Below are 19,994 nucleotides of genomic sequence, written 5' to 3'. Positions count from 1 at the left end.
CCTCCCCTCCCCCCTCCCTCCCTCCCCTCCCCCGAACCGCAGCTACCGTTCCGGAACCGGCAGCGGACGCTTCTCGATCGCGGCAGCCATGACCTCCGGGAAGAGGTCGGGGGTGCAGGCGAAGGCCGGGGCGCCGAGGGCGGCCAGTGCGGCCGCGTGTTCGCGGTCGTAGGCCGGGGCGCCCTCGTCCGACAGCGCGAGCAGGGTCACGAACTGCGTGCCCGCTGCCTTCATCGCCGCGACCCGCTTGAGCATCTCGTTCCTGATCCCGCCCTCGTACAGGTCGCTGATCAGGACCACCACCGTGTCGGCCGGCCGGGTGATCTTGGACTGGCAGTAGGCCAACGCTCGGTTGATGTCCGTGCCGCCGCCCAACTGGGTGCCGAAGAGCACGTCCACCGGGTCGTCGAGCTGGTCGGTCAGGTCCACCACCGCCGTGTCGAAGACGACGAGCCGGGTGGCGATGGACCGCATGGAGGCGAGCACCGCGCCGAAGACGGACGCGTAGACGACGGACGCGGCCATCGAACCGGACTGGTCGATGCACAGGATCACGTCCTTCTTCACCGACTGCGCCGCCCGGCCGTGGCCGACCAGCCGCTCCGGCACGACCGTGCGGTACTCGGGCAGGTAGTTCTTCAGGTTGGCCCGGATGGTCCGGTCCCAGTCGATGTCCCGGTGGCGCGGGCGGCTGATCCTGGCCGACCGGTCGAGGGCCCCCGTGAGCGTGGCCCGGGTGCGGGTCGAGAGCCGCTTCTCCAACTGCTCGACCACCTTGCGGACCACGGCCCGGGCGGTCTCCTTGGTGGTCTCCGGCATGGCCTTGTTGAGCGAGAGCAGGGTGCCGACCAGGTGCACGTCCGCCTCGACGGCCTCGAGCATCTCCGGCTCCATCAGGAGCGCTGCCAGGCCGAGCCGGTCGATGGCGTCGCGCTGCATCACCCGCACCACGGAGCTGGGGAAGTACGTGCGGATGTCTCCGAGCCAGCGCGCCACGGACGGCGCCGAGCCGCCGAGGCCGGCCGCGCGCTCGTTCCCCCCGCGCCTGCGGCCGCCGCCGGTGCCCGCTCCGGACCCGCCGCCGTACAGGGCGCCGAGGGCACCGTCCATGGCGGCGTCCCGCCCGCCCAGCACGCACCCCGTGCCGTCCGCCGCTTCCCCGCCGCCGAGCACGAGCCGCCACCGGCGCAGCCGCTCGGCGTGATCAGACCCGCTCCCCGCGCCGTCGCCGACACCCGTCATCCCGTCGCTCCGCATCGCTCCCCCTCGTCTTGGTAACCCTCACGACCCACAGCCCTCACCCCGGCTCCACGCCCCGCACCCCCGCACCCCCTCAGCCCTCAGCCAGCACCCAACACCCGGCACCCGGCACCCGGCACCCGACACCCAGCACCCAGCACCCAGCACCCAGCACCCAGCACCCAGCACCCAGCACCCAGCACCCAGCAGCCTCACCGAGCCGCCGCCCCCAGCAGCAGCCGCACGAGCGGAACGACCGCATCCGCGCGATCGGGGTCCAACCCCGCCCCGAACCCGGGTGCCCCCGCCTCGACGGCCGAGGCGGGGCCGCGGCTGCCCGGCTCGCGGCGGACGAGTTCGCCGAGGGTCCGGCGCACGCCCGGCTCGAACGCCGAGAACGTCCTCCGGAGCAGCGGCAGCACGTCCGTGAAGGCTCGTTCCGGCACCGCGGCCAGCCATGCGTCGACCAGGCCCAGCAGCCGCTCGTCGTGGACGAGCAGCATCCCGCCACCGCCACCGCCGCCGCCGCCGCCAATGCCAACGCCAACGCCACCGCCACCCGAGCCCTTGGCCCCCGCCGGCACTCCGCCCCCACCGAGCCCACCGAGCCCACCGAGCCCACCGCCCCCACCGCCCCCACCGCCCTCGCCGCCCTCGCCGACGAACCCCTCGATCCAGGCGGCCGCGTCGGCGGGCTCGGCACCCGGTGAGAGTGCGAGGCCCATCCAGCGGGCGGCCTCGTCCGCCTCGATCCGCCCCTCGTCGAGCAGCAACCGGGCCGCCCGCCCGCGGATCACACCGGGCACGGCCTCCCGCACGGCCAGCGACCGCAGCACCGCCGACCAGCGCCCGCGCAGCCCGCCGTTCCCGGCCCGGGACCCCCCGCCCCCCGCGCGCACCCCCACCGACGCCTCCAGCAGCCCGATGGCCCCGTGCACCGCGTCCACGTGCGCCCGCAGCTCCGCCGCCGCGTCCGCGTCGAGGCCGGCCGCGCAGGCCGGCGGCAACGCGACGCAGATCCGCTCCGCGAGCCCCGCCGCGACCGTGCCGAGCGCGGCCGTGCCGGTACCGCGCACGTCGCCGTAGCGCAGCGAACGGGCCAGTGCCGGGAGCGCCTTGGCCAGCCGGGCCACATCGGTGTCCAGGGCGGCGAGGTCCTCGAGGGCCTTCAGCACGGCTGGCAACGCCCCGTCGAGCCCGGCCAGCAGGCACCCCTCCGCCAGGGCGGTGACCTGCCCGAGTTCCTCGGCCGCCGCCGCGTGCGCCTCGGCCTTGGCGGTCGCGGCGGTCAGGACGGTGGTGCCCCAGATCCCCGCCTCGGCCACCCGTACCGACAGCTCCGGCTCCCAGCACAGCCGCCAGGTCTCGCGGAACGTCCCCGTACTGCTTCGGGAGGCCGCCCGCTCGCCCCACGCGATGCCCAGCATGCGCAGCCGGTGCAGCAGGCGGCTGCGGGCCGCGTCGGTCTCGCCGCGCAGGTCGAGCTCGAGCTCCCGCTCCCGGGCCTCCGCCTTCAACCGGAGGCTGCGCTGCAGCTTCGTCAGGTCGCGCTGCAGCGGGACGACCGGGGCCCCGTCCGGCACCTCCCCGAGCCGGTCGCCGACGACCAGGCGGTCCTCGATGAGCCCGAGGGGCACGTCCGAGCCGTCGCACATCACCGAACGCACCGCGTCGAGGGTCTCCGCGAGCCCGGGCAGCGGTCGGCCGCGCAGCACGGCCAGGGTCTCGGCCAGCCGTACCGCCTCGATGACGTGGGCGGACGAGACGTGCTTGTCCTCGGCGCGCAGCAGCCGGGCCACCTTGGTCAGCCACCGCTCCACGGGTCGGTCGGGGACGGCGAAGAGGTGCCCGTACCAGCCGGGGGAGGCGATCCCGGCGCCGTAACCGGCGGCCCGGGTGAGCCTGCGGTACGTCCAGGGCACCCAGGCCGTCTCGACCTTGGCCTTGGGGAGCCCCGTGAGCAGGGCCTTGTCCGCGGAGACGGTGGTCTTGGCGCGCAGCGCGGGGACGTGCCAGGCGCCGCAGACCACGGCGAAGTCGGTTCCGAACTCCCGCCGGGCCGCGCGCATGCGCTGGCGCATGTGGGCCTCGCGGACCAGGTCGCGCCCGTGCCCGCCGTCGCCGTACTCCTCCCTCAGCGCGGCCATGGCGTCACCGATCGCGTCGAAGGCGGCCATGCCCGCGGACGGGCCCTCGGCCATGGCCTCGGCCGCGCCCTCGCCGCACTCCGTGGTCGGGCGCACGCCCGCGCGGTGCTCGACGGCGTCCTCCCACCACCGCTCGGGGTCGTCGTACCCGGCGGCCTCGGCCAGGACGGCCAGCGGGTCCAGCCGGAGCTTCTCCGCCCGGTCGGCCGCCGCCTCCTTCTCGGCCTCCTGGGGCCCGTCCCCCTCGCCATGCGCCTCGCCATGCGCCTCGCCATGCGCCTCGCCGTGCCCCTGGCCGTGTTCCGCGCCGTGCGCCTCGCCGTGCCCATCACCCTCCCCCGCGAGCGCATGCGCGGCCGGCAGGTCGATGAACCGGACCGGCACCCCGGCCTCCAGCGCCCAGCGCAGCGCCACCCATTCGGGCGAGAACTCGGCGAACGGCCAGAACGCGGCGCGGCGCGGGTCGTCCACGACGTGCGCCAGCAGGGCGACGGGCGGCCGCATCCCGGGATCCGCCGCCAGCGGCAGCAGCGCGTCGGCCTCCGGCGGTCCTTCGATCAGCACCGCCTCGGGCCGTAGGGCGTCCAGTGCGGCCCGCACCGCCCGTGCCGAGCCGGGCCCGTGGTGCCGTACGCCCAGCAGGTAGGGCCCGGTCCCGGAGGCGGCGGCGGCCCGCTTCGAACCCCTCGCACCCCTCGCGGCACCCCCCCTGCCCACGCTGCTCGCACTGCTCACACCGCCCACACCGCTCGCACTGCTCACACTGTCCACGCTGCTCGCACCGCCCACACCGCTCGCACCGCTCACCCCGCTCACCCCGTCACCTCCCGGCAGGCCCGGTAGAAGTCCTTCCAACCGTCGCGCTCGCGCACGACCGCCTCCAGGTACTCCTGCCAGATCACCCGGTCGGCCGCGGGGTCGCGTACGACGGCGCCGAGGATGCCGGCGGCCACGTCGGACGGGCGCAGGACGCCGTCCCCGAAGTGCGCCGCGAGGGCCAGCCCGTTGGTGACGACCGATATGGCCTCCGCAGTCGAGAGCGTGCCGCTGGGCGTCTTGACCTTCGTCCGCCCGTCCTCGGTGATCCCCTCCCGCAGCTCGCGGAAGACGGTGACCACCCGGCGGATCTCGTCGACGCCCTCGGGCGCTGCCGGCAGGTCGAGCGAGCGCCCGATCTGGTCGACGCGGCGGGACACGATGTCGACCTCGTCCTCGGCGCTCGCGGGCAGCGGCAGGACCACGGTGTTGAAGCGGCGGCGCAGTGCGCTGGACAGGTCGTTGACGCCGCGGTCGCGGTCGTTGGCGGTGGCGATGAGGTTGAAGCCGCGTACGGCCTGCACCTCCTCACCCAGCTCCGGTACGGGCAGGGTCTTCTCGGAGAGGATCGTGATGAGGCTGTCCTGGACGTCCGCGGGTATGCGGGTGAGCTCCTCGACCCGCGCGGTCATGCCCTCCGCCATGGCGCGCATGACGGGGCTGGGGACGAGCGCGTCCCGGCTCGGCCCGTGCGCGAGCAGGCGGGCGTAGTTCCAGCCGTAGCGGATGGCCTCCTCCGGCGTTCCTGCCGTGCCCTGCACGAGCAGGGTCGAGTCGCCGCTGACAGCCGCCGCCAGGTGCTCCGACACCCAGGTCTTGGCGGTGCCGGGGACGCCGAGGAGCAGGAGCGCGCGGTCGGTGGCGAGGGTGGTGACGGCCACCTCGACGACGCGGCGCGGGCCGACGTACTTGGGGGTGATGACGGTCCCGTCGGGGAGCGTGCCGCCCAGCAGGTAGGTGGCGACCGCCCACGGGGACAGCTTCCACCGGGCCGGACGGGGCCGGTCGTCAGCGGCGGACAGGGCTTTCAGTTCCGCTGCGAACGCGTCCTCGGCGTGCGGCCGCAGGGCCTCGCCGCCGGAGCTGCTCTCGGGCATGGTCATGGGTCCCCCTCCAGGTCTGCAGCGCTCTCGGCCGCTGCGTTTCCCACCGTGCACCACGCCACTGACAACACCCGGCGCTGCAGGTGTCGTTGCAGGTCAGACGGATTGTCAGTGGGGCGCCCTACCGTCGTTGCCATGACTCAGCAGGGGGTTCGCTGGACGTCTGAGCAGGTGCTGGCACTGGCGCCTGACGATGCGTCACGCAAGGCGGGAAGCAAGCTCGGCGGAGCCGGGCCGTGGACGGCGACCGGAGGTTCCGGTTCCGGTGTGGTGTGGGGTCTGTGCAAGGGCAGCGGGAGCAAGCCGTACCGGACCGTGGTCGACCTGGCCGGGCCCGCGTACCAGTGCTCCTGCCCGAGCCGGAAGTTCCCGTGCAAGCACGCGCTCGGGCTGCTGCTGCTCTGGGCGGCCGACGAGGGTGCCGTACCGGACGGGACGGCCGCGCCGGACTGGGCCGAGGAGTGGCTCGGGGGGCGTGCGGAACGGGCCGCGAAGCGGCGGGACGGGGGCGGCGCGGGTGCGGCGGGCCCGGCGGGGACGGCCGATCCGGCGGCCGCGCGCCGTAGGGCGGAGCGGCGGGCGGAGCGGATCGGGGCGGGCGTCCAGGAGCTGGAGCAGCGGCTCGCGGACCTGCTGCGCGGCGGCCTGGCCGGGCAGGAGCGGGCCGGCTACGCGCTGTGGGAGGAGACGGCGGCCCGCATGGTGGACGCGCAGGCTCCCGGACTGGCGGCGCGGGCACGCGAGTTGGGGACGATCCCCGCCTCGGGCACCGGCTGGCCGGTACGGATGCTGGAGGAGTGCGCACTGCTGCACCTGCTGGGGCGCGCCTGGTTCGAGGTGGGCGGGCTGCCGGAGCCGCTCGCCGCGACGGTACGGACTCGGGTGGGGCTTCCGGGTGGGGTGGGGGGCTCGGGGGGTGCAGGGGGTCCGGTGAGTGCGGGGGGCTCGGTGGACTCGGGGGGTGCGGGAGGCTCGGCGGGTGCGGGAGGCTCGGCGGGTGCGGGGGGTGCGAGGGTCCGGGACTGCTGGCAGGTGCTGGCCCAGTACGACTCGGTCTCTCCGGACGGGCGGCTGACCACGCGACGGGTGTGGCTGCGGGGGCTCCGGACGGGGCGGCCGGCCATGGTGCTCGGCTTCGGCCCGGCCGGCCGGGCTCCTCAACTGTCCCTCCCGGTGGGTTTGGTCCTGGACGCGGAGGCGGTGTGGCACGCGGGCGCGGGCCAGCTGCGGGTGGACCTCGGTGAGCGGTTCGGACCGCCGGTGCCGAGCGGCGAAGCACCGCCGGGCGTGAGCACGGGCGCCGCGCTCGACCTGTACGGGGCAGCCCTTCAGGAGGACCCGTGGCTGGATTCGTGGCCGGTCGTCCTGGCGGACGTCATACCCGTGCCGGGCGAGCCGGCCTGGCAACTGGCGGACTCGGACGGGCAGTACGCCCTGCCGCTCAGCCGCGACGGGCGGTCCCGCTCCGGCCGCTGGCAGTTGGCCGCCCTGTCGGGTGGGGGCCCGCTGACGGTCTTCGGTGAATGCGGGCACCAGGGGTTCACTCCGTTGACGGCTTGGCAGCCGGGGTCGGCTGAGGCGGTGGCGTTGGTCTGATCTGGGGGGGCGGGGTGGGTGGGCGAGAGGGGTGGAGCGGGTGCGGGTGGGTGGAGGCGCGGGTGGGTGGAGGCGCGGGGGGGTGCAGGTGGGTGGGGGTGCTGGGGGGTGGGTGCGGGCAGTCCCGTTCCCGTCCGCGAGGGGCCCGGCGAACCCCGCGGCCCCGGCCGGAACCGCCCCCGGTCCCGTGGAGGGGGCGGGACGGGGGCGGGAACGGCGGTGGTGGGGGCGGTGTCGGGCGGCGGCGGTGCTGCGCTGGGCGGCGGCACGGGAGAGCCACCCTGTGGTGTGTGGGTCCCCTCGGCGCTTGACGGGGCATGGCCTGCAGGCCCAGCGGCAGGCCCACCCCAGGGGCTTTGGGGCTTCGCCCTGGCCTTCGGCCACCCCTGGCCCGGGCCTGCCTCCGGACCAGCCTGCCATACCCCGTCAAGCGCCTCCCCCACACACCACACCGGGTTGAGAGGCGGGTCGGTGGGGCCGCGGACCGGGCGCTCCGGGGGCGGGGCGGTGCATGCATCACGGACGGCGGGCAGGTGGGCGGGGCGGTGGTCAGACGGGCGAGCGCGCGGGCGGGCGGACGCGTGGTCAGGCGGGCGGGGGCGCGTGCCAGGCAAATGGAACGGCGAGCGAGCGGGCGGAGGACCGGCATGGTGACGACGGTGGGGGCGGGCATGGGCGAGTGGGCGGCGGCGGACTGGGAGGGGCTGGTGACGGCCGCGCTGCTCGGTACGGAGCGGCGGCGGGCGGGAGCCGGCGGCGGGTCTCCGGAGGGGCTGCTCGACGCGGCGGCGGTCCACACGGTGCGGCGCCGCGCCGGGCTGCGGCCCGCGGCCGCCCGGGCGCTGCCCGTGCGGGTGGCGGACGATCCGCGGCCCGAACTGCCCGCGGCGGCCCGGCGGCGGCTCGGCCGGCTGCTGGCCGGTCGGACCGGCGCCCACACCTCCGGACGGGGCGCCCTGCCCGATCTGACCGAGCTCCTGCCCCAGTGGCTGGCGGCGGCGAACGGGCATGGCTACCGGGCCCCTGCCGCGGTCCTGCCCGCGCTGCTGGACGCGGCGAAGGCCCGTACCGACCTGCGTCCCGCCGCCCTGGCCCTGGCGGGGGTGCGCGGGCTGTGGCTGGCACGGCTGAACCCGGACTGGCGGTTCGCGCTGCGCGGCGGGGCGGGCGGTACCGAGTTGCCGGACCTCACAGACGCCGACGCCGTGGCGGGGCTGTGGCAGGAGGGCCTCTTCGCCGAGCGGGTGGCGCTCCTTTCGGCGATACGTGAGCGGGACCCTGCCGGGGCCCGGGAGTTGCTGCTCACGACGTGGTCGCGCGAGCGGGCGGAGGACCGGCTGATGTTCCTCGACTCGCTGCGCGCGGCGCTGTCGGACGGGGACGAGCCCTTCCTGGAAGCTGCGTTGGGGGATCGCAGCCGCAACGTACGGGCGACGGCCGCCGAGTTGCTGTCGTGCCTGCCCGCGTCGGCGCTGGCCGGGCGCATGGCGGAGCGGGCCCTGGCGTGCGTGGGGCCCGAGGGGGTGCGGGCGCCCCTGGAGTGCGACGAGGGCATGCGCCGGGACGGGGTCGTGGAGCGGCCGCCGGCGGGACGGGGCGAGCGGTCCTGGTGGTTGAGCCAGCTGGTGGAGGCGGCTCCGCTGGGCTGCTGGCGGGAGCGGTTCGGGGGGCTCGGCCCGGAGGAGATCGTGGCCCTGCCGATGGCCGACGGGTGGGGGGAGGACGTGCACGCCGCGTGGTGCCGGGCCGCCGTGCGGCAGCGCGACCCCGAGTGGTCGAGGGCGCTGCTCGGCTCCCCCGCTGCGTCGCCGGCCGCCGGGCCCGGCACGGCCTCGCTCGCGGAGCGGGCCAAGTTGCTGGAGACGCTGCCAGGGGCGGAGCGGGCGGAATGGGTGGCCGAGTTCGTGCGGGCGCACGGGCTCTCGGAGGCGTTCCAGTTGCTGGGGGTGTGCGAAGTGCCGTGGGCCGCGCCGTTGGGGCGGGCCGTGGTCGACGCGCTGGACCTCGCGCGGGATGCGGGTGGCTACCCGTGGAGTTTCAGCGGGGTGATGGGGCTGGCGGAGCGGTGCCTCGACCCTGGCGAGGCTGCGCGCCTCGAGTCCCTGACCCTGCCTACGGCTCCGCCGTCGGATGCGTCTTCGGATGCGCCTGTCGGCTCCGGCTCCGCGGCCGGCGCCGGTGCGTGGGGCTCGGGCGCCGTCGCCGGCGTGCCGGGCGCGGGGGGTGCCGCGGGGGCTTCCGGCCCGGCGGGGGTGGATGCCACGCGGGTGCTCCGGACAGCGGGCGGGGCGGAGGCGTACTGGGACGAGGCTTTCCAGCGGCTCGCGGCCACGCTCCGCATCCGTGCGGAGATGTTCGCGGAACTGGTTCCTTGATCCGGCCCGCCCGCCCCGGGCCGGAGGTGGGATCCCACGTACCGGCCCACGGGGGCCCCGCTTCTGCGGGACGGTGCGGAACCCCCGGGCGAGCGGGGGGGGGGGGGCACGCCCCGCCGCACCGCGTGGCGGGGCGTGCCCCGCCCGGACCTCGCTGCGGGTCAGGCCCCGGCCGACTGGCGGACGTGGGTGCGGACCCAGTCGACGATGGCGGTCGTGGTGGCGCCCGGGGTGAAGATCTCGGCGACGCCCTTGGCCTTGAGCGGGGGGATGTCCTCCTCCGGGATGATTCCGCCGCCGAAGACCATGATGTCCTCCGCCTCGCGGTCCCGCAGCAGGTCGATGACCTTGGCGAACAGGGTGTTGTGCGCGCCGGAGAGGATCGAGAGGCCGATCGCGTCGGCGTCCTCCTGGATCGCGGTGTCCACGATCTGCTCGGGGGTCTGGTGGAGGCCCGTGTAGATGACCTCCATGCCCGCGTCACGCAGGGCCCGGGCGATCACCTTGGCGCCGCGGTCGTGGCCGTCGAGACCCGGCTTGGCCACCACCACACGGATCGGACCGGTCACACCCATCACTGCCTCCATGCCGACTGCGCTGTCGAAGCTACTCGTGATCGATCATCGAGTGAACGATCGTTAAGGACAGCATCCCGCACGCCGCCGTTTCGCGGCATCCCCCGAGGGGGAAATCACACGGTGGGACACGATCGCCCGGGGAGCCGCGACGAGGTCGCCGCGCCACCGTGCCGTCAGCCGCACGGCACGGTGGTGTGGCATAACCGGAGGTGTCGAACTCCGGAGATCACTTCGGGAGGTCGGGAATGGGCCTTTCACTATCACTTCCGGCGACCGCGCTGCGCGCCGCCGCACTGGAGCTGGTCATCCTCGCCGGCCACCTCCTCCTGTACCCCACCGGCGTGTTCGCCGAGCGCCGACCGGCCGGGGGACGTGACGGAGCCGGGGGACGTGACGGACACCAGCACGGGCGTCCCCGGGGCGCCGACCCGGCGTCCCGGTCCGCACCCGGTGGCACGTCCGGGTACGACGGTGCGTCCGCGGGCCGGTCCGGCCGTCGGCAGGGCGGCTCCGGTCGGCGCGAGGACGCCCGTACGGACGACCGGGCGCGTACGGACGTCCCGCTGCGCCCCGCCGCCGAGCGGCCGCCCGTGATCCTGCTGCACGGCCTCACCGACAACCGCTCCGTCTTCCTGCTCCTGCGCCGCGCCCTCACCGCCGACGGCGGACGGCACGTCGAAGCGCTCAACTACTCGCCCTTCACGACGGACCTCCGCGTCGCCGCCCGGCTGCTCGGCGAGCACGTCGAGCAGGTCTGCACCCGCACCGGCCACGACCGTGTCGACCTCGTCGGCCACAGCCTCGGCGGGCTGGTCGCGCGGTACTACGTGCAGTGCCTCGGCGGCGCCGAGCGGGTGCGCACGGTGGTGACGCTCGGCACGCCGCACGGCGGCACGCGCGTGGCCCCGCTCATGGACGCCCACCCCGTGGTGCGTCAGATGCGCCCCGACTCGCCCGTGCTGGCGGAGCTGGCCGCGCCCGCGCCCGGCTGCCCGACCCGCTTCGTGTCGTTCTGGAGCGATCTGGACCAGCTCATGGTCCCGCTGGAGACGGCGCGGCTGGACCACCCCGACCTCCGCACGGAGAACGTCCGGGTCAGCGGCATCGGGCACCTCGCGCTCGCCGCCCACCCGGCGGTGACCTCCCGGATCCGCCAGGTCCTCGACGGCCCGGGCGACCTGGGCGCCGCCGCGTCGGACAGCGTGTCGGTCGCCTGAGGGCCCCGGCACCGGTCGGCCGCCCCGGCGGCCACCGGCCCGCCCCGGCGCGCCCGAGCCCCCGCCCGCTCGGACCCCGTAACCCGGCAGCGCCTGACGCCGACTCAGATCCGTCCGCACGGTCGCATATGCCTGTTTCATGCTCGCTGGTCCGCTACGCGCCCCACCCTTCCGCTTCGAACAGATCTCGAACGAACGGCCAAGCCTCGGCCGGGAGTCGGCCGAAAGGCGGCCGAATGCCCGGTTCCTGAGGATCCAAAACCCTCCGAAGATTGTCGTTGCGAGTAACCGCCGGGTACAGTCACGCCACTGCTCCTCCTCCGGGGACCTCTTTCCTCCCCGGCCACCCAGGCCCCCACTGCCGAGGCGAAAGAGAAGTTGGTGACCGACCGACCCTCGTCGGGCCACTACCCGCACGCCGGGTACGACGGCCTCTCCACCACCACTTTCGCGGGCGACTCGAGCCTCGGGTCCTACGGGAGCGGATACGAGAACGGGTACGAGGGCGGCTACGCCACCGCCTACGACAGCGGTTACGGCGCCCAGCAGACCGCGTCCCCCGCGTACGAGCAGGCCTACGACTACGACCCGTACGCCGCCTACGCCCCCCAGCAGTCGTACGACTCCGGCGTCTACGACGCCACCGCCTGGACCGGGCACGACGCCCCCGCCTCCGGCATCCCGGCCCAGGCCGCCCCCCACGACACCTCGGCGCAGTGGGACGCCGGCGCCTGGAACACGGACCCGCAGCCCACCGCCTACGGCTACGACCTCTCCGGCGGGCAGTCGGGGCACTGGACGATGCCGGGCAGCACGGAGACCGGCGCGTACGACGCCACCGCCTGGAACTCCGGCACCGGCAGCGCGTACGACGGCTACGACGCGCAGTACGCCGCCCCGTCCCACGAGGCCGCCTACGCACCCGCGCCCGACGCCACCCAGGTCCACCCGCAGCAGGCCTACCCGGCCTACGACCCGCAGGGCGGCGCCGCGCAGTACGACCAGTACGACCCGTACGCCCAGCAGCAGCCGCTCGACGGCCCGCACTCCGCGCCCGCGCCGGCCTTCGAGCAGACCCCGACGATGACGTACGTCGACCTCGGCGCCGCCGCCCTCGGCCACCCCGACGCGACGCACCCCGCGCCCGGGCACTCCGCCCAGGAGGTCGCCTTCGCCGCCGCCGCCACGATGGTCGGCGAACTCGGCATCGACTTCGACCTCCTCGAGGCGGACGCGGGCCCGGACGCCCCGTACGACGCGTCGTACGACCACGACCACGACCAGGCCGGCGGGGCGGACCCGGCGGACGACGCGGACGAGCTCTTCGAGGTCGCCGACGCCACCGCCCTCGACATCGGCCCGACCCCGGCGCCGCACTCGCGGGCCGCCGCCCGCCGCGGAGGCGCCCAGGCCGGGGCAGGCAACCGCGGCCGCCGCCGTACTCCCGCCAAGCGCTCCGCGCTGCTCACGGTCGCCGTGCCCTCGGCCTGCGTCATGGGCGTCGCGGGGGTCGCCGCCGCCTCGGTCGGCGGGCTCACGGGCCAGCAGACCGTCGAGGAGCCGCAGACCCTGGCCGCGCCGGACCCGGCCTCGGTCAAGCCGGTCGCCGCCAACAGCAAGCTCGACACCCAGCTCCAGGCGCTCAGCGCCGACGCCGGCGACTTCGCGGACCGCGCGAGCCGCACACAGGAACGTATCGACCTGCGCGAACGCCAGGAGCAGGACCGCAAGCGGCGCGCGGAGGAGGCGGCCCGCAAGGAGGCGCTGCGCCCCAAGTTCGCGCTGCCGGTCACCCAGCACGGGCTCAGCGCCGGGTTCGGTCAGTCCGGCGTCAACTGGATGTCCCTGCACACCGGCATCGACTTCCCGGTCTCGTACGGCACCCCGGTGATGGCCGCGACCGACGGCACGGTCCGCACGCAGTGGAACAGCGCCTACGGCAACATGGCCATAGTCACCGCCCCCGACGGCACCGAGACCTGGTACTGCCACCTGAGCAGCACCAAGCTCCGGTCCGGCACGGTCAAGGCCGGCGAGGTCATCGCGTACTCCGGCAACTCGGGCAACTCCACCGGCCCGCACCTGCACTTCGAGGTACGGCCGGGCGGCGGCGGCGCCATCAACCCGCTCCCGTGGCTGCGCGCCCACGGCCTGGACCCGACGTGACCCGCGCCTGAGACACGCCGACCGGAACGCGGGAAGGGGGCCCGGAGCTTGCGCTCCGGGCCCCCTTCCACGTGTCCGGCTGCGTCAGAGCTTCTGCACCGGCGCGTACCGCAGCAGCAGCCGCTTCGGCTTGCCGTCGCCGAAGTCGATCGTGGCCTGGGCGTCGGCGCCCGCGCCCTTGACCTCCATCACGGACCCGAGCCCGAACTGGTCGTGTGTGACCCGGTCCCCGACCGCCAGGGCGACCACCGGCTTGTCGGTGGCCCGGCGCGTCGCGAACCCCGAGGGGCCGGACCGGGCCCGGGAGGAGGACACGCCACCGGAGAGGAAGGCCTCGGGAGAGGTGCCGAACGACGCCCTGCCACCGCCCGGCCCGCTGCGCATCGGGCCGGCCGGCTTCTGCGCGCCGGTCCGCTTCCACTCCAGGTACTGGTCCGGGATCTCCTCCAGGAACCGCGAGGGCGGGTTGTACGAGGGCGTGCCCCAGGCACTGCGCATCGACGAGCGGGTCAGGTACAGCCGCTCGCGGGCGCGCGTGATGCCGACGTAGGCCAGCCGCCGCTCCTCCTCCAGTTCCTTGACCTGCCCGAGGGCGCGCATGTGCGGGAAGACCCCGTCCTCCATGCCGGTCAGGAAGACCACCGGGAACTCCAGGCCCTTGGCGGTGTGCAGGGTCATCAGCGTGATGACGCCGGACCCGTCCTCGTCCTCGTCGGGGATCTGGTCGGAGTCGGCGACCAGGGCCACCTGCTCGAGGAACTCGGCCAGGGTGCCGCCGCCGGCTGCCGGTGCCGCGGCGTCCCCGGCGGCCGTCGGGGCGGCGGCCTCGCCACGTTCCTGCTCGAACTCGAGCGCCACGGCAGCGAGTTCCTGCAGGTTCTCGATTCGGGTCTCGTCCTGGGGGTCCGTGGAGGCCTGGAGCTCGGCGAGGTAGCCGGTGCGCTCCAGCACCGCCTCCAGGACGACCGCGGGCCCGGCGCCGGACTCGACGATCGTGCGGAGCTCCTCCATCAGGGCGTTGAAGCGCTTGACGGCGTTGGCCGAGCGGGCGGCCATGCCGTACGCCTCGTCGACCCGGCGCAGGGCCTGCGGGAAGGTGATCCGCTCACGGTGCGCGAGGGCGTCGATCATCGCCTCGGCGCGCTCGCCGATGCCGCGCTTGGGGACGTTGAGGATCCTGCGCAGCGGGACGTTGTCCTCGGGGTTGGCCAGGACGCGCAGGTAGGCCAGGACGTCCCGGACCTCCTTGCGCTCGTAGAAGCGGACACCGCCGACGACCTTGTACGGCAGCCCGACCCGGATGAAGATCTCTTCGAAGACGCGGGACTGGGCGTTGGTGCGGTAGAAGACGGCGACGTCGCCGGCCTTGGCGTCGCCTGCGTCCGTGAGCCGGTCGATCTCGTCGGCGACGAACTGGGCCTCGTCGTGCTCGGTGTCGGCGACGTAGCCGGCGATCCGGGCGCCGGTGCCGGCGTCGGTCCACAGGTTCTTCGGGCGGCGGTTCTCGTTGCGCTCGATGACCGCGTTGGCGGCGGACAGGATGGTCTGGGTGGAGCGGTAGTTCTGCTCCAGCAGGATCGTCGTCGCGTCCGGGTAGTCCTCCTCGAACTGGAGGATGTTGCGGATGGTCGCGCCGCGGAAGGCGTAGATCGACTGGTCGGCGTCGCCCACCACGCACAGCTCGGCGGGCGGCAGGTCCTCGTAGCCGGCGCCGACGAGCTCGCGCACGAGCGTGTACTGGGCGTGGTTGGTGTCCTGGTACTCGTCGACCAGGACGTGCCGGAAGCGGCGGCGGTAGTGCTCGGCCACGTCCGGGAAGGCCTGGAGGAGGTGGACCGTGGTCATGATGATGTCGTCGAAGTCGAGGGCGTTGGCCTCGCGCAGCCTCGACTGGTACATCGCGTACGCCTGGGCGAGGGTCTTCTCGAAGCCGTCGGCCGCCTGGTCGGCGAAGGCCTCGTCGTCGATGAGCTCGTTCTTCAGGTTCGAGATCTTGGCGTTGAACGCCTTCGGCGGGAACTTCTTCGGGTCCAGGTCGAGGTCGCGGCAGACCAGGGCCATGAGGCGCTTGGAGTCGGCGGCGTCGTAGATCGAGAACGAGGAGGTGAAGCCGAGGCGCTTGGACTCGCGGCGCAGGATGCGGACGCAGGCACTGTGGAAGGTGGAGACCCACATCGCGTTGGCGCGCGGGCCGACCAGGCTCTCCACGCGCTCCTTCATCTCGCCGGCGGCCTTGTTGGTGAAGGTGATCGCCAGGATCTGGCCGGGGTGGACGTGCCGGGCGGCCAGCAGGTGGCCGATCCGGTGGGTCAGCACCCGGGTCTTGCCGGAGCCCGCGCCGGCCACGATGAGCAGCGGGGAGCCCTCGTGGACGACCGCGGCGCGCTGCTGCTCGTTCAACCCCTCGAGCAGGGTCGCGGGGTCGATCACGGGGCGTGCGGAGCCGTCCCGGTAGTACTCGTCCCGCGTCATGGGTACGTCGAAGCGGCCCTCGAAGAGGTCGTCCGCGCCGGGCTCGGGGCCGGGGCCCTCTTCCGGGCCGTAGTCCTCCGGGGGCGGGGCGTCCTCGTCGGAGGGCTTCAGGTCCGCCAGGAAACTGTCGTCAAAGAGGCTGCTCATCGCCTTCCGAGTCTAGGGGTCCGCACCGACAGCGTGGCGCGGGTTCCGGAAGGGGGACGCGGTGTGCGCGGATGACGACGCTCGGCCACCGGCCGGGGTCCGTGCGCCGTAGGGGCCGGGGCCCCGTACGACGCCGGTGGGCGGGCCGTACGGGGGTGGGTGGGCGGCCGTACGGGGCTGGTCGGGGGATCAGGTCCAGAGCACCGCTATGAAGATGTTCGCCGTGGTCAGGCCGCCGATCGCACCGAAGATCCCCTTGTCCAGGGTCTCCTCGTCGCGCTTGACGTAGACGAGGGCGAGGACGACGAAGAGGACCGCGAGCTTCACGCCGATCTTGACGTTGTTGACGTGGTGGCCCTGCGCCTGGTGGAGGCCCACCAGCAGCACACCGGTCACCAGCATGGTCAGCGCGCCGTGCAGCATGGCCGGGACGACGCGGGCGGTGCCGGCGCCCATGGCCTTCATCTGGGTCAGGAAACCGCCCAACAGCGAGGCGATGCCGATGATGTGGAGCCCGACGAGGAGGTGGATGAGTACGTCCATGGCCGCGAGCCTACGATCCGGCCGAAACCGGGCCCGCGCAGGGGTCTCTCCTGTCTCTTTCCGCCACTTCCGGTCACCTGCATCACGGAGCAGAACACTTCCGCTCATCCCGTCATCCGGCCGTTACCTGGAGGTTTAGCGTCCTCCCCCAAGAAGCCGTGCCCCTGGCACCAGGGGCCGCGCCGACGGAAGGACGTGAGTGCTCTCGTGGCCAGTCATCGAAAGCCCAGGCAGCGCCCGCTCGCCGGCGGCACCGTACGGACCGCCGCCACGCTCGCCCTGGCGGGCGCTGCCACCGCCACCGCCTTCGACGGCACCTCGCAGGCCGATCCCCGCCTCACCCCGACCCAGGTCAAGGCCGAGGTGGACCGGCTCTACGTGGAGGCCGAGGAGGCCACCGAGCGGTACAACGGGGCGAAGGAGAAGACGGACCGGGCCCAGCGCACCCTGAACGCGCTGCGCGACGAGGCCGCCCGCAGGACCGCGCGGCTCAACACCGCGCGCAACGCCCTGGGCTCCCTGGCCGCCTCGCAGTACCGCAGCGGCAGCCTCGGCCCGGCCGCGCAGCTGGCGCTGTCGGACGACCCGGAGGAGTACCTGGAGCGGGCCGCGTTCCTGGAGCGGGCCGGCGACCGCGGAGCGGTCGCGATCGCCTCCGTGCAGCGGCAGCTCGACGAGGTGCGGGCGCTGCGCGCGAAGGCGGACGAGGTCCTGGAGGGCCTGCGCGCCGACCAGACCCGGCTGTCCCGGAACAAGGCCGTGGTCGAGGGCAAGCTCGCCGCGGCGCGGCGGCTGCTGGCCAGGCTCACCGCCGAGGAACGGGCCCGGATCGAGGCCGCCGACGGCCCCGGGACCGACGTCGGCAGCGGCGGCGGCCGCACGGACCGCGCGAGCCGCGGCGGCGGCGGTACGGAGCGCACGGCGCCCCCGAGCGGCCGCGTCCAGGCCCCCGACCCGCGGGCCGCTCAGGCGGTGGCCTTCGCCTACGGGGCGATCGGCAAGCCGTACGTGTGGGGCGCGACCGGGCCGGGGTCCTTCGACTGCTCGGGGCTGACCCAGGCCGCGTGGCGCTCCGCGGGGGTCTCCCTGCCGCGCACGACGTACACGCAGATCAACGCCGGCCACCGGGTCTCCCGCTCCCAGCTGGCCCCCGGAGACCTGGTGTTCTTCTACTCCGGCATCAGCCACGTCGGGCTGTACATCGGCGGCGGCCGGATGATCCACGCCCCGCACCCGGGGGCCCCGGTGCGGATCGCCCCGATCGACCAGATGCCCTTCGCGGGCGCCTCCCGGCCGTCCTGACGGCCGCCGTCGGGGTGCCGTGGCCGGCCGCCGTCGGGGTCCCGTGGCCGACCACCGCCCACCGGAACCGCCCGCCGGAACCGGCCTCAGGAGCCGGCTTCGGGAGCCGGCCACCGGGCGGACGGCGCGACGGTCAGACGAGGCGGCGCGCGGTCGCCCAGCGGGTCAGCTCGTGCCGGTTGGAGAGCTGGAGCTTGCGCAGCACCGCGGAGACGTGCGACTCCACCGTCTTCACCGAGATGAAGAGCTGCTTGGCGATCTCCTTGTACGCGTACCCGCGCGCGATCAGCCGCAGCACCTCGCGCTCGCGCTGCGTGAGCCGGTCCAGGTCCTCGTCCACCGGCGGCGCGTCGGTGGAGGCGAAGGCGTCGAGCACGAAGCCCGCCAGCCGCGGCGAGAACACCGCGTCCCCCTCCTGGACCCGGAAGATCGAGGCGACCAGGTCGGTGCCGGTGATCGTCTTCGTGACGTACCCGCGGGCCCCGCCGCGGATGACGCCGATGACGTCCTCGGCCGCGTCGGAGACCGACAGCGCGAGGAAGCGCACCGGCTGGTCGGCGGAGGTCATCAGCGGGGCGCACCGGCGCAGCACCTCGACGCCGCCGCCGCCGGGCAGGTGCACGTCCAGCAGGACCACCTCGGGGCGGGTGGCGGTGATGACGGTGACGGCCTGGTCGACGTCCGCCGCCTCCCCGACGACCTCCACGCCCGTGCGCGCGGTCTCGCCGATCTCGGCCTGGACCCCGGCCCGGAACATCCGGTGGTCGTCGACCAGCACCACCCGCACCCGGCGGCCGGCGGCCGTACCCGGCGCACCCTCTCCGCCCGTGCCCGTGCCCTGCCCCGCGGTCGTCCCCTGGTCCCCGGTCATGCCCTGCTCCCCGGTCATTGCGGCGCCCTCTCCATCTCCAGCTCGACTTCCGTGCCCCCGTCGGGCGCGGACCGCAGCCGCGCGGTCCCGCCGTTGCGCTGCATGCGGCCGACGATCGATTCTCTTACGCCCATCCGGTCGTCGGGTACCGCGTCCAGGTCGAAGCCCGGACCCCGGTCCCGCACGGACACGAACACGCTGCCGCTCTCGACCTCGGCGTAGACCTGCACCGGCCCGCCCTCGCCACCGTACTTCGCCGCGTTGACCATCGCCTCGCGCGCCGCCTGTACCTGGGCGCCCAGCCTGTCGTCCAGCGGGCAGTCGCCGACGACCACGACCTCGATCGGCACCCCGTGCAGGTCCTCGACCTCCGCGGCGGCCTTCTTCACGGACTCGGCGAGGGTGTCGGGCTCGTCGGCCTCGTCCTTGCCGCGGCCCTCCGGCTTGTACAACCAGTTGCGCAGCTCCCGTTCCTGGGCCCGGGCCAGCCGGCGCACCTCGCCCACGTCCTCCGCGTTGCGCTGGATCAGGGTGAGGGTGTGGAGCACGGAGTCGTGGACATGGGCGGCGACCTCCGCGCGCTCCTGTGCGCGGATGCGCATGAGCCGCTCCTCGGACAGGTCCTGGGTCATGCGGATCAGCCACGGCCCGGCCAGCAGCGCGATGCCGACCAGGACGGCGAGCGCGGCGGTCATGACGTTGCCGAGCTGGGCCGCCGAGCCGCGGACGACGATGAAGACGGTCAGGCCCACGCCGACCATGGCCACGCCGGCCAGCGCCCGGGCGACGGGCAGCAGCCGGCTGTGCCGGCGCGAGACGTCGGTCCAGTGCGCCCTGCGGGCGTTGTCCGCCTGGCGCCACACCAGCACCACGCCCGCGGCCACCAGCAGCGCGGGCCACACGTACCGCCCCGACGCGTCGCCGAGCCGCACCTTGGAGATGAAGATGCCGGCGCCGACGCACAGCGCGATCAGCGCCAGGACCTGGCCGCGCTCGGGCTTGCGGAGCCTGCGGCTGCCGTCGGGCAGCGTCTCGAAGAGCGACCGGTCCGCGGCCGTCCCGCCCACGCCCAGCGGTACGAACACCCAGAACGCGGCGTACAGCAGCACGCCCAGGCCGTCGCCGAACATGCACAGCGCGAGGAACGCCACCCGCACCCAGATCACCGGCAGCCCGAGGTGCCCGGCGAGTCCCCGCGCGACGCCGCCCAGCATCCGCCCCTCGGCGCTCCGGTACAGCTTGCGCAGCGGTTGCTCGTCGGGCTCGGGCACGTGCGGCACGGGGCGCGGCGCTGCTACTGGCATGCCAACGATGGTCACACGCCCGCCGCGGGCCCGGCATCAGGGCATACCCCCAGTTCTTCCGGGGGATTGCCGGATGGATCTCAGGGTTGTGCCAGGGTCGGGCCTGATGTTCCGGGGC

Annotated in this window: 13 protein-coding genes; 5 read left to right on the top strand and 8 right to left on the bottom strand. The window is 74.6% G+C overall.

Annotated elements, in window-relative coordinates; genetic code table 11:
• Positions 1-42: 42 nt before the first annotated feature.
• From IF43_RS0121380 to IF43_RS0121370, 3 genes are all read right to left on the bottom strand, one after another.
• Positions 43-1,257: a VWA domain-containing protein gene (locus IF43_RS0121380; RefSeq protein ID WP_234332409.1), complete on the bottom strand. Its 1,215-nt coding sequence runs from the start codon at positions 1,255-1,257 to the stop codon at positions 43-45.
• A 194-nt stretch (positions 1,258-1,451) separates the two neighbouring features.
• On the bottom strand, positions 1,452-4,028 hold the full coding sequence (locus IF43_RS0121375; RefSeq protein ID WP_051795786.1) for a DUF5682 family protein: 2,577 nt from the start codon (positions 4,026-4,028) through the stop codon (positions 1,452-1,454).
• A gap of 170 nt (positions 4,029-4,198) precedes the next feature.
• A complete protein-coding gene (locus tag IF43_RS0121370) occupies positions 4,199-5,305 on the bottom strand; it encodes an AAA family ATPase (protein WP_030203029.1) in 1,107 nt (368 codons plus the stop codon).
• Between the two features lie 135 nt (positions 5,306-5,440).
• On the opposite strand from IF43_RS0121370, the gene IF43_RS0121365 reads away from it, so the two are divergent.
• Complete coding sequence (locus tag IF43_RS0121365; RefSeq protein ID WP_030203028.1) at positions 5,441-6,901, top strand: SWIM zinc finger family protein; 1,461 nt, start codon at positions 5,441-5,443, stop codon at positions 6,899-6,901.
• Between the two features lie 647 nt (positions 6,902-7,548).
• Entirely contained in the window at positions 7,549-9,276 is a 1,728-nt protein-coding gene (locus IF43_RS0121360) for a DUF5691 domain-containing protein (RefSeq protein ID WP_234332407.1), read from the top strand.
• A 161-nt stretch (positions 9,277-9,437) separates the two neighbouring features.
• Here the strand turns inward: IF43_RS0121360 and IF43_RS0121355 are convergent, their stop codons facing one another.
• Positions 9,438-9,851, bottom strand: a complete 414-nt coding sequence (locus IF43_RS0121355) for a cobalamin B12-binding domain-containing protein (protein WP_030203024.1) — start codon at positions 9,849-9,851, stop codon at positions 9,438-9,440.
• 248 nt (positions 9,852-10,099) lie between these two features.
• Between IF43_RS0121355 and IF43_RS0121350 the strand changes: the two genes are divergently transcribed.
• A complete protein-coding gene (locus IF43_RS0121350; RefSeq protein WP_030203019.1) occupies positions 10,100-11,071 on the top strand; it encodes a triacylglycerol lipase in 972 nt (323 codons plus the stop codon).
• A 381-nt stretch (positions 11,072-11,452) separates the two neighbouring features.
• Positions 11,453-13,237, top strand: coding sequence for a M23 family metallopeptidase (locus IF43_RS0121345; protein ID WP_051795778.1), 1,785 nt, complete (start codon positions 11,453-11,455; stop codon positions 13,235-13,237).
• An 84-nt stretch (positions 13,238-13,321) separates the two neighbouring features.
• Here the strand turns inward: IF43_RS0121345 and pcrA are convergent, their stop codons facing one another.
• On the bottom strand, positions 13,322-15,856 hold the full coding sequence (pcrA, locus tag IF43_RS0121340) for a DNA helicase PcrA (protein WP_030203013.1): 2,535 nt from the start codon (positions 15,854-15,856) through the stop codon (positions 13,322-13,324).
• Between the two features lie 189 nt (positions 15,857-16,045).
• The gene (locus IF43_RS0121335; protein WP_030203003.1) at positions 16,046-16,399 is read right to left on the bottom strand and encodes a hypothetical protein; all 354 of its coding nucleotides are present in this window, start codon (positions 16,397-16,399) and stop codon (positions 16,046-16,048) included.
• A gap of 207 nt (positions 16,400-16,606) precedes the next feature.
• Here IF43_RS0121335 and IF43_RS0121330 point away from each other — a divergent pair, with 207 nt between their 5' ends.
• The gene (locus tag IF43_RS0121330; RefSeq protein WP_030203001.1) at positions 16,607-17,701 is read left to right on the top strand and encodes a C40 family peptidase; all 1,095 of its coding nucleotides are present in this window, start codon (positions 16,607-16,609) and stop codon (positions 17,699-17,701) included.
• Positions 17,702-17,834: 133 nt separating this feature from the next.
• Here IF43_RS0121330 and IF43_RS0121325 read toward each other — a convergent pair whose 3' ends face one another.
• Together IF43_RS0121325 and IF43_RS0121320 are read right to left on the bottom strand one after the other, a co-directional pair.
• On the bottom strand, positions 17,835-18,590 hold the full coding sequence (locus tag IF43_RS0121325; RefSeq protein ID WP_267884797.1) for a response regulator transcription factor: 756 nt from the start codon (positions 18,588-18,590) through the stop codon (positions 17,835-17,837).
• Positions 18,587-19,876 (bottom strand): ATP-binding protein, encoded by a 1,290-nt coding sequence (locus IF43_RS0121320; RefSeq protein ID WP_030202985.1) that lies wholly within the window; start codon positions 19,874-19,876, stop codon positions 18,587-18,589. The genes IF43_RS0121325 and IF43_RS0121320 overlap by 4 nt, the downstream gene beginning before the upstream one ends.
• Between the last annotated feature and the right edge of the window lie 118 nt (positions 19,877-19,994).

Origin of the sequence: Streptomyces sp. NRRL S-87 (assembly GCF_000719335.1) — a bacterium.
In the GTDB taxonomy this organism is placed as follows: domain Bacteria; phylum Actinomycetota; class Actinomycetes; order Streptomycetales; family Streptomycetaceae; genus Streptomyces.
This window is presented reverse-complemented; position numbering and strand designations above follow the sequence as displayed.

Excerpts from the sequence above, each read along its gene's own strand:
- IF43_RS0121325 (WP_267884797.1), bottom strand. The coding sequence starts at position 18,590 with ATGACCGGGGAGCAGGGCATGACCGGGGACCAGGGGACGACCGCGGGG.
- pcrA (WP_030203013.1), bottom strand. The coding sequence starts at position 15,856 with ATGAGCAGCCTCTTTGACGACAGTTTCCTGGCGGACCTGAAGCCCTCC.
- IF43_RS0121360 (WP_234332407.1), top strand. The coding sequence starts at position 7,549 with ATGGTGACGACGGTGGGGGCGGGCATGGGCGAGTGGGCGGCGGCGGAC.
- IF43_RS0121320 (WP_030202985.1), bottom strand. The coding sequence starts at position 19,876 with ATGCCAGTAGCAGCGCCGCGCCCCGTGCCGCACGTGCCCGAGCCCGAC.
- IF43_RS0121380 (WP_234332409.1), bottom strand. The coding sequence starts at position 1,257 with ATGCGGAGCGACGGGATGACGGGTGTCGGCGACGGCGCGGGGAGCGGG.
- IF43_RS0121350 (WP_030203019.1), top strand. The coding sequence starts at position 10,100 with ATGGGCCTTTCACTATCACTTCCGGCGACCGCGCTGCGCGCCGCCGCA.
- IF43_RS0121365 (WP_030203028.1), top strand. The coding sequence starts at position 5,441 with ATGACTCAGCAGGGGGTTCGCTGGACGTCTGAGCAGGTGCTGGCACTG.
- IF43_RS0121355 (WP_030203024.1), bottom strand. The coding sequence starts at position 9,851 with ATGGGTGTGACCGGTCCGATCCGTGTGGTGGTGGCCAAGCCGGGTCTC.
- IF43_RS0121370 (WP_030203029.1), bottom strand. The coding sequence starts at position 5,305 with ATGACCATGCCCGAGAGCAGCTCCGGCGGCGAGGCCCTGCGGCCGCAC.
- IF43_RS0121335 (WP_030203003.1), bottom strand. The coding sequence starts at position 16,399 with ATGGACGTACTCATCCACCTCCTCGTCGGGCTCCACATCATCGGCATC.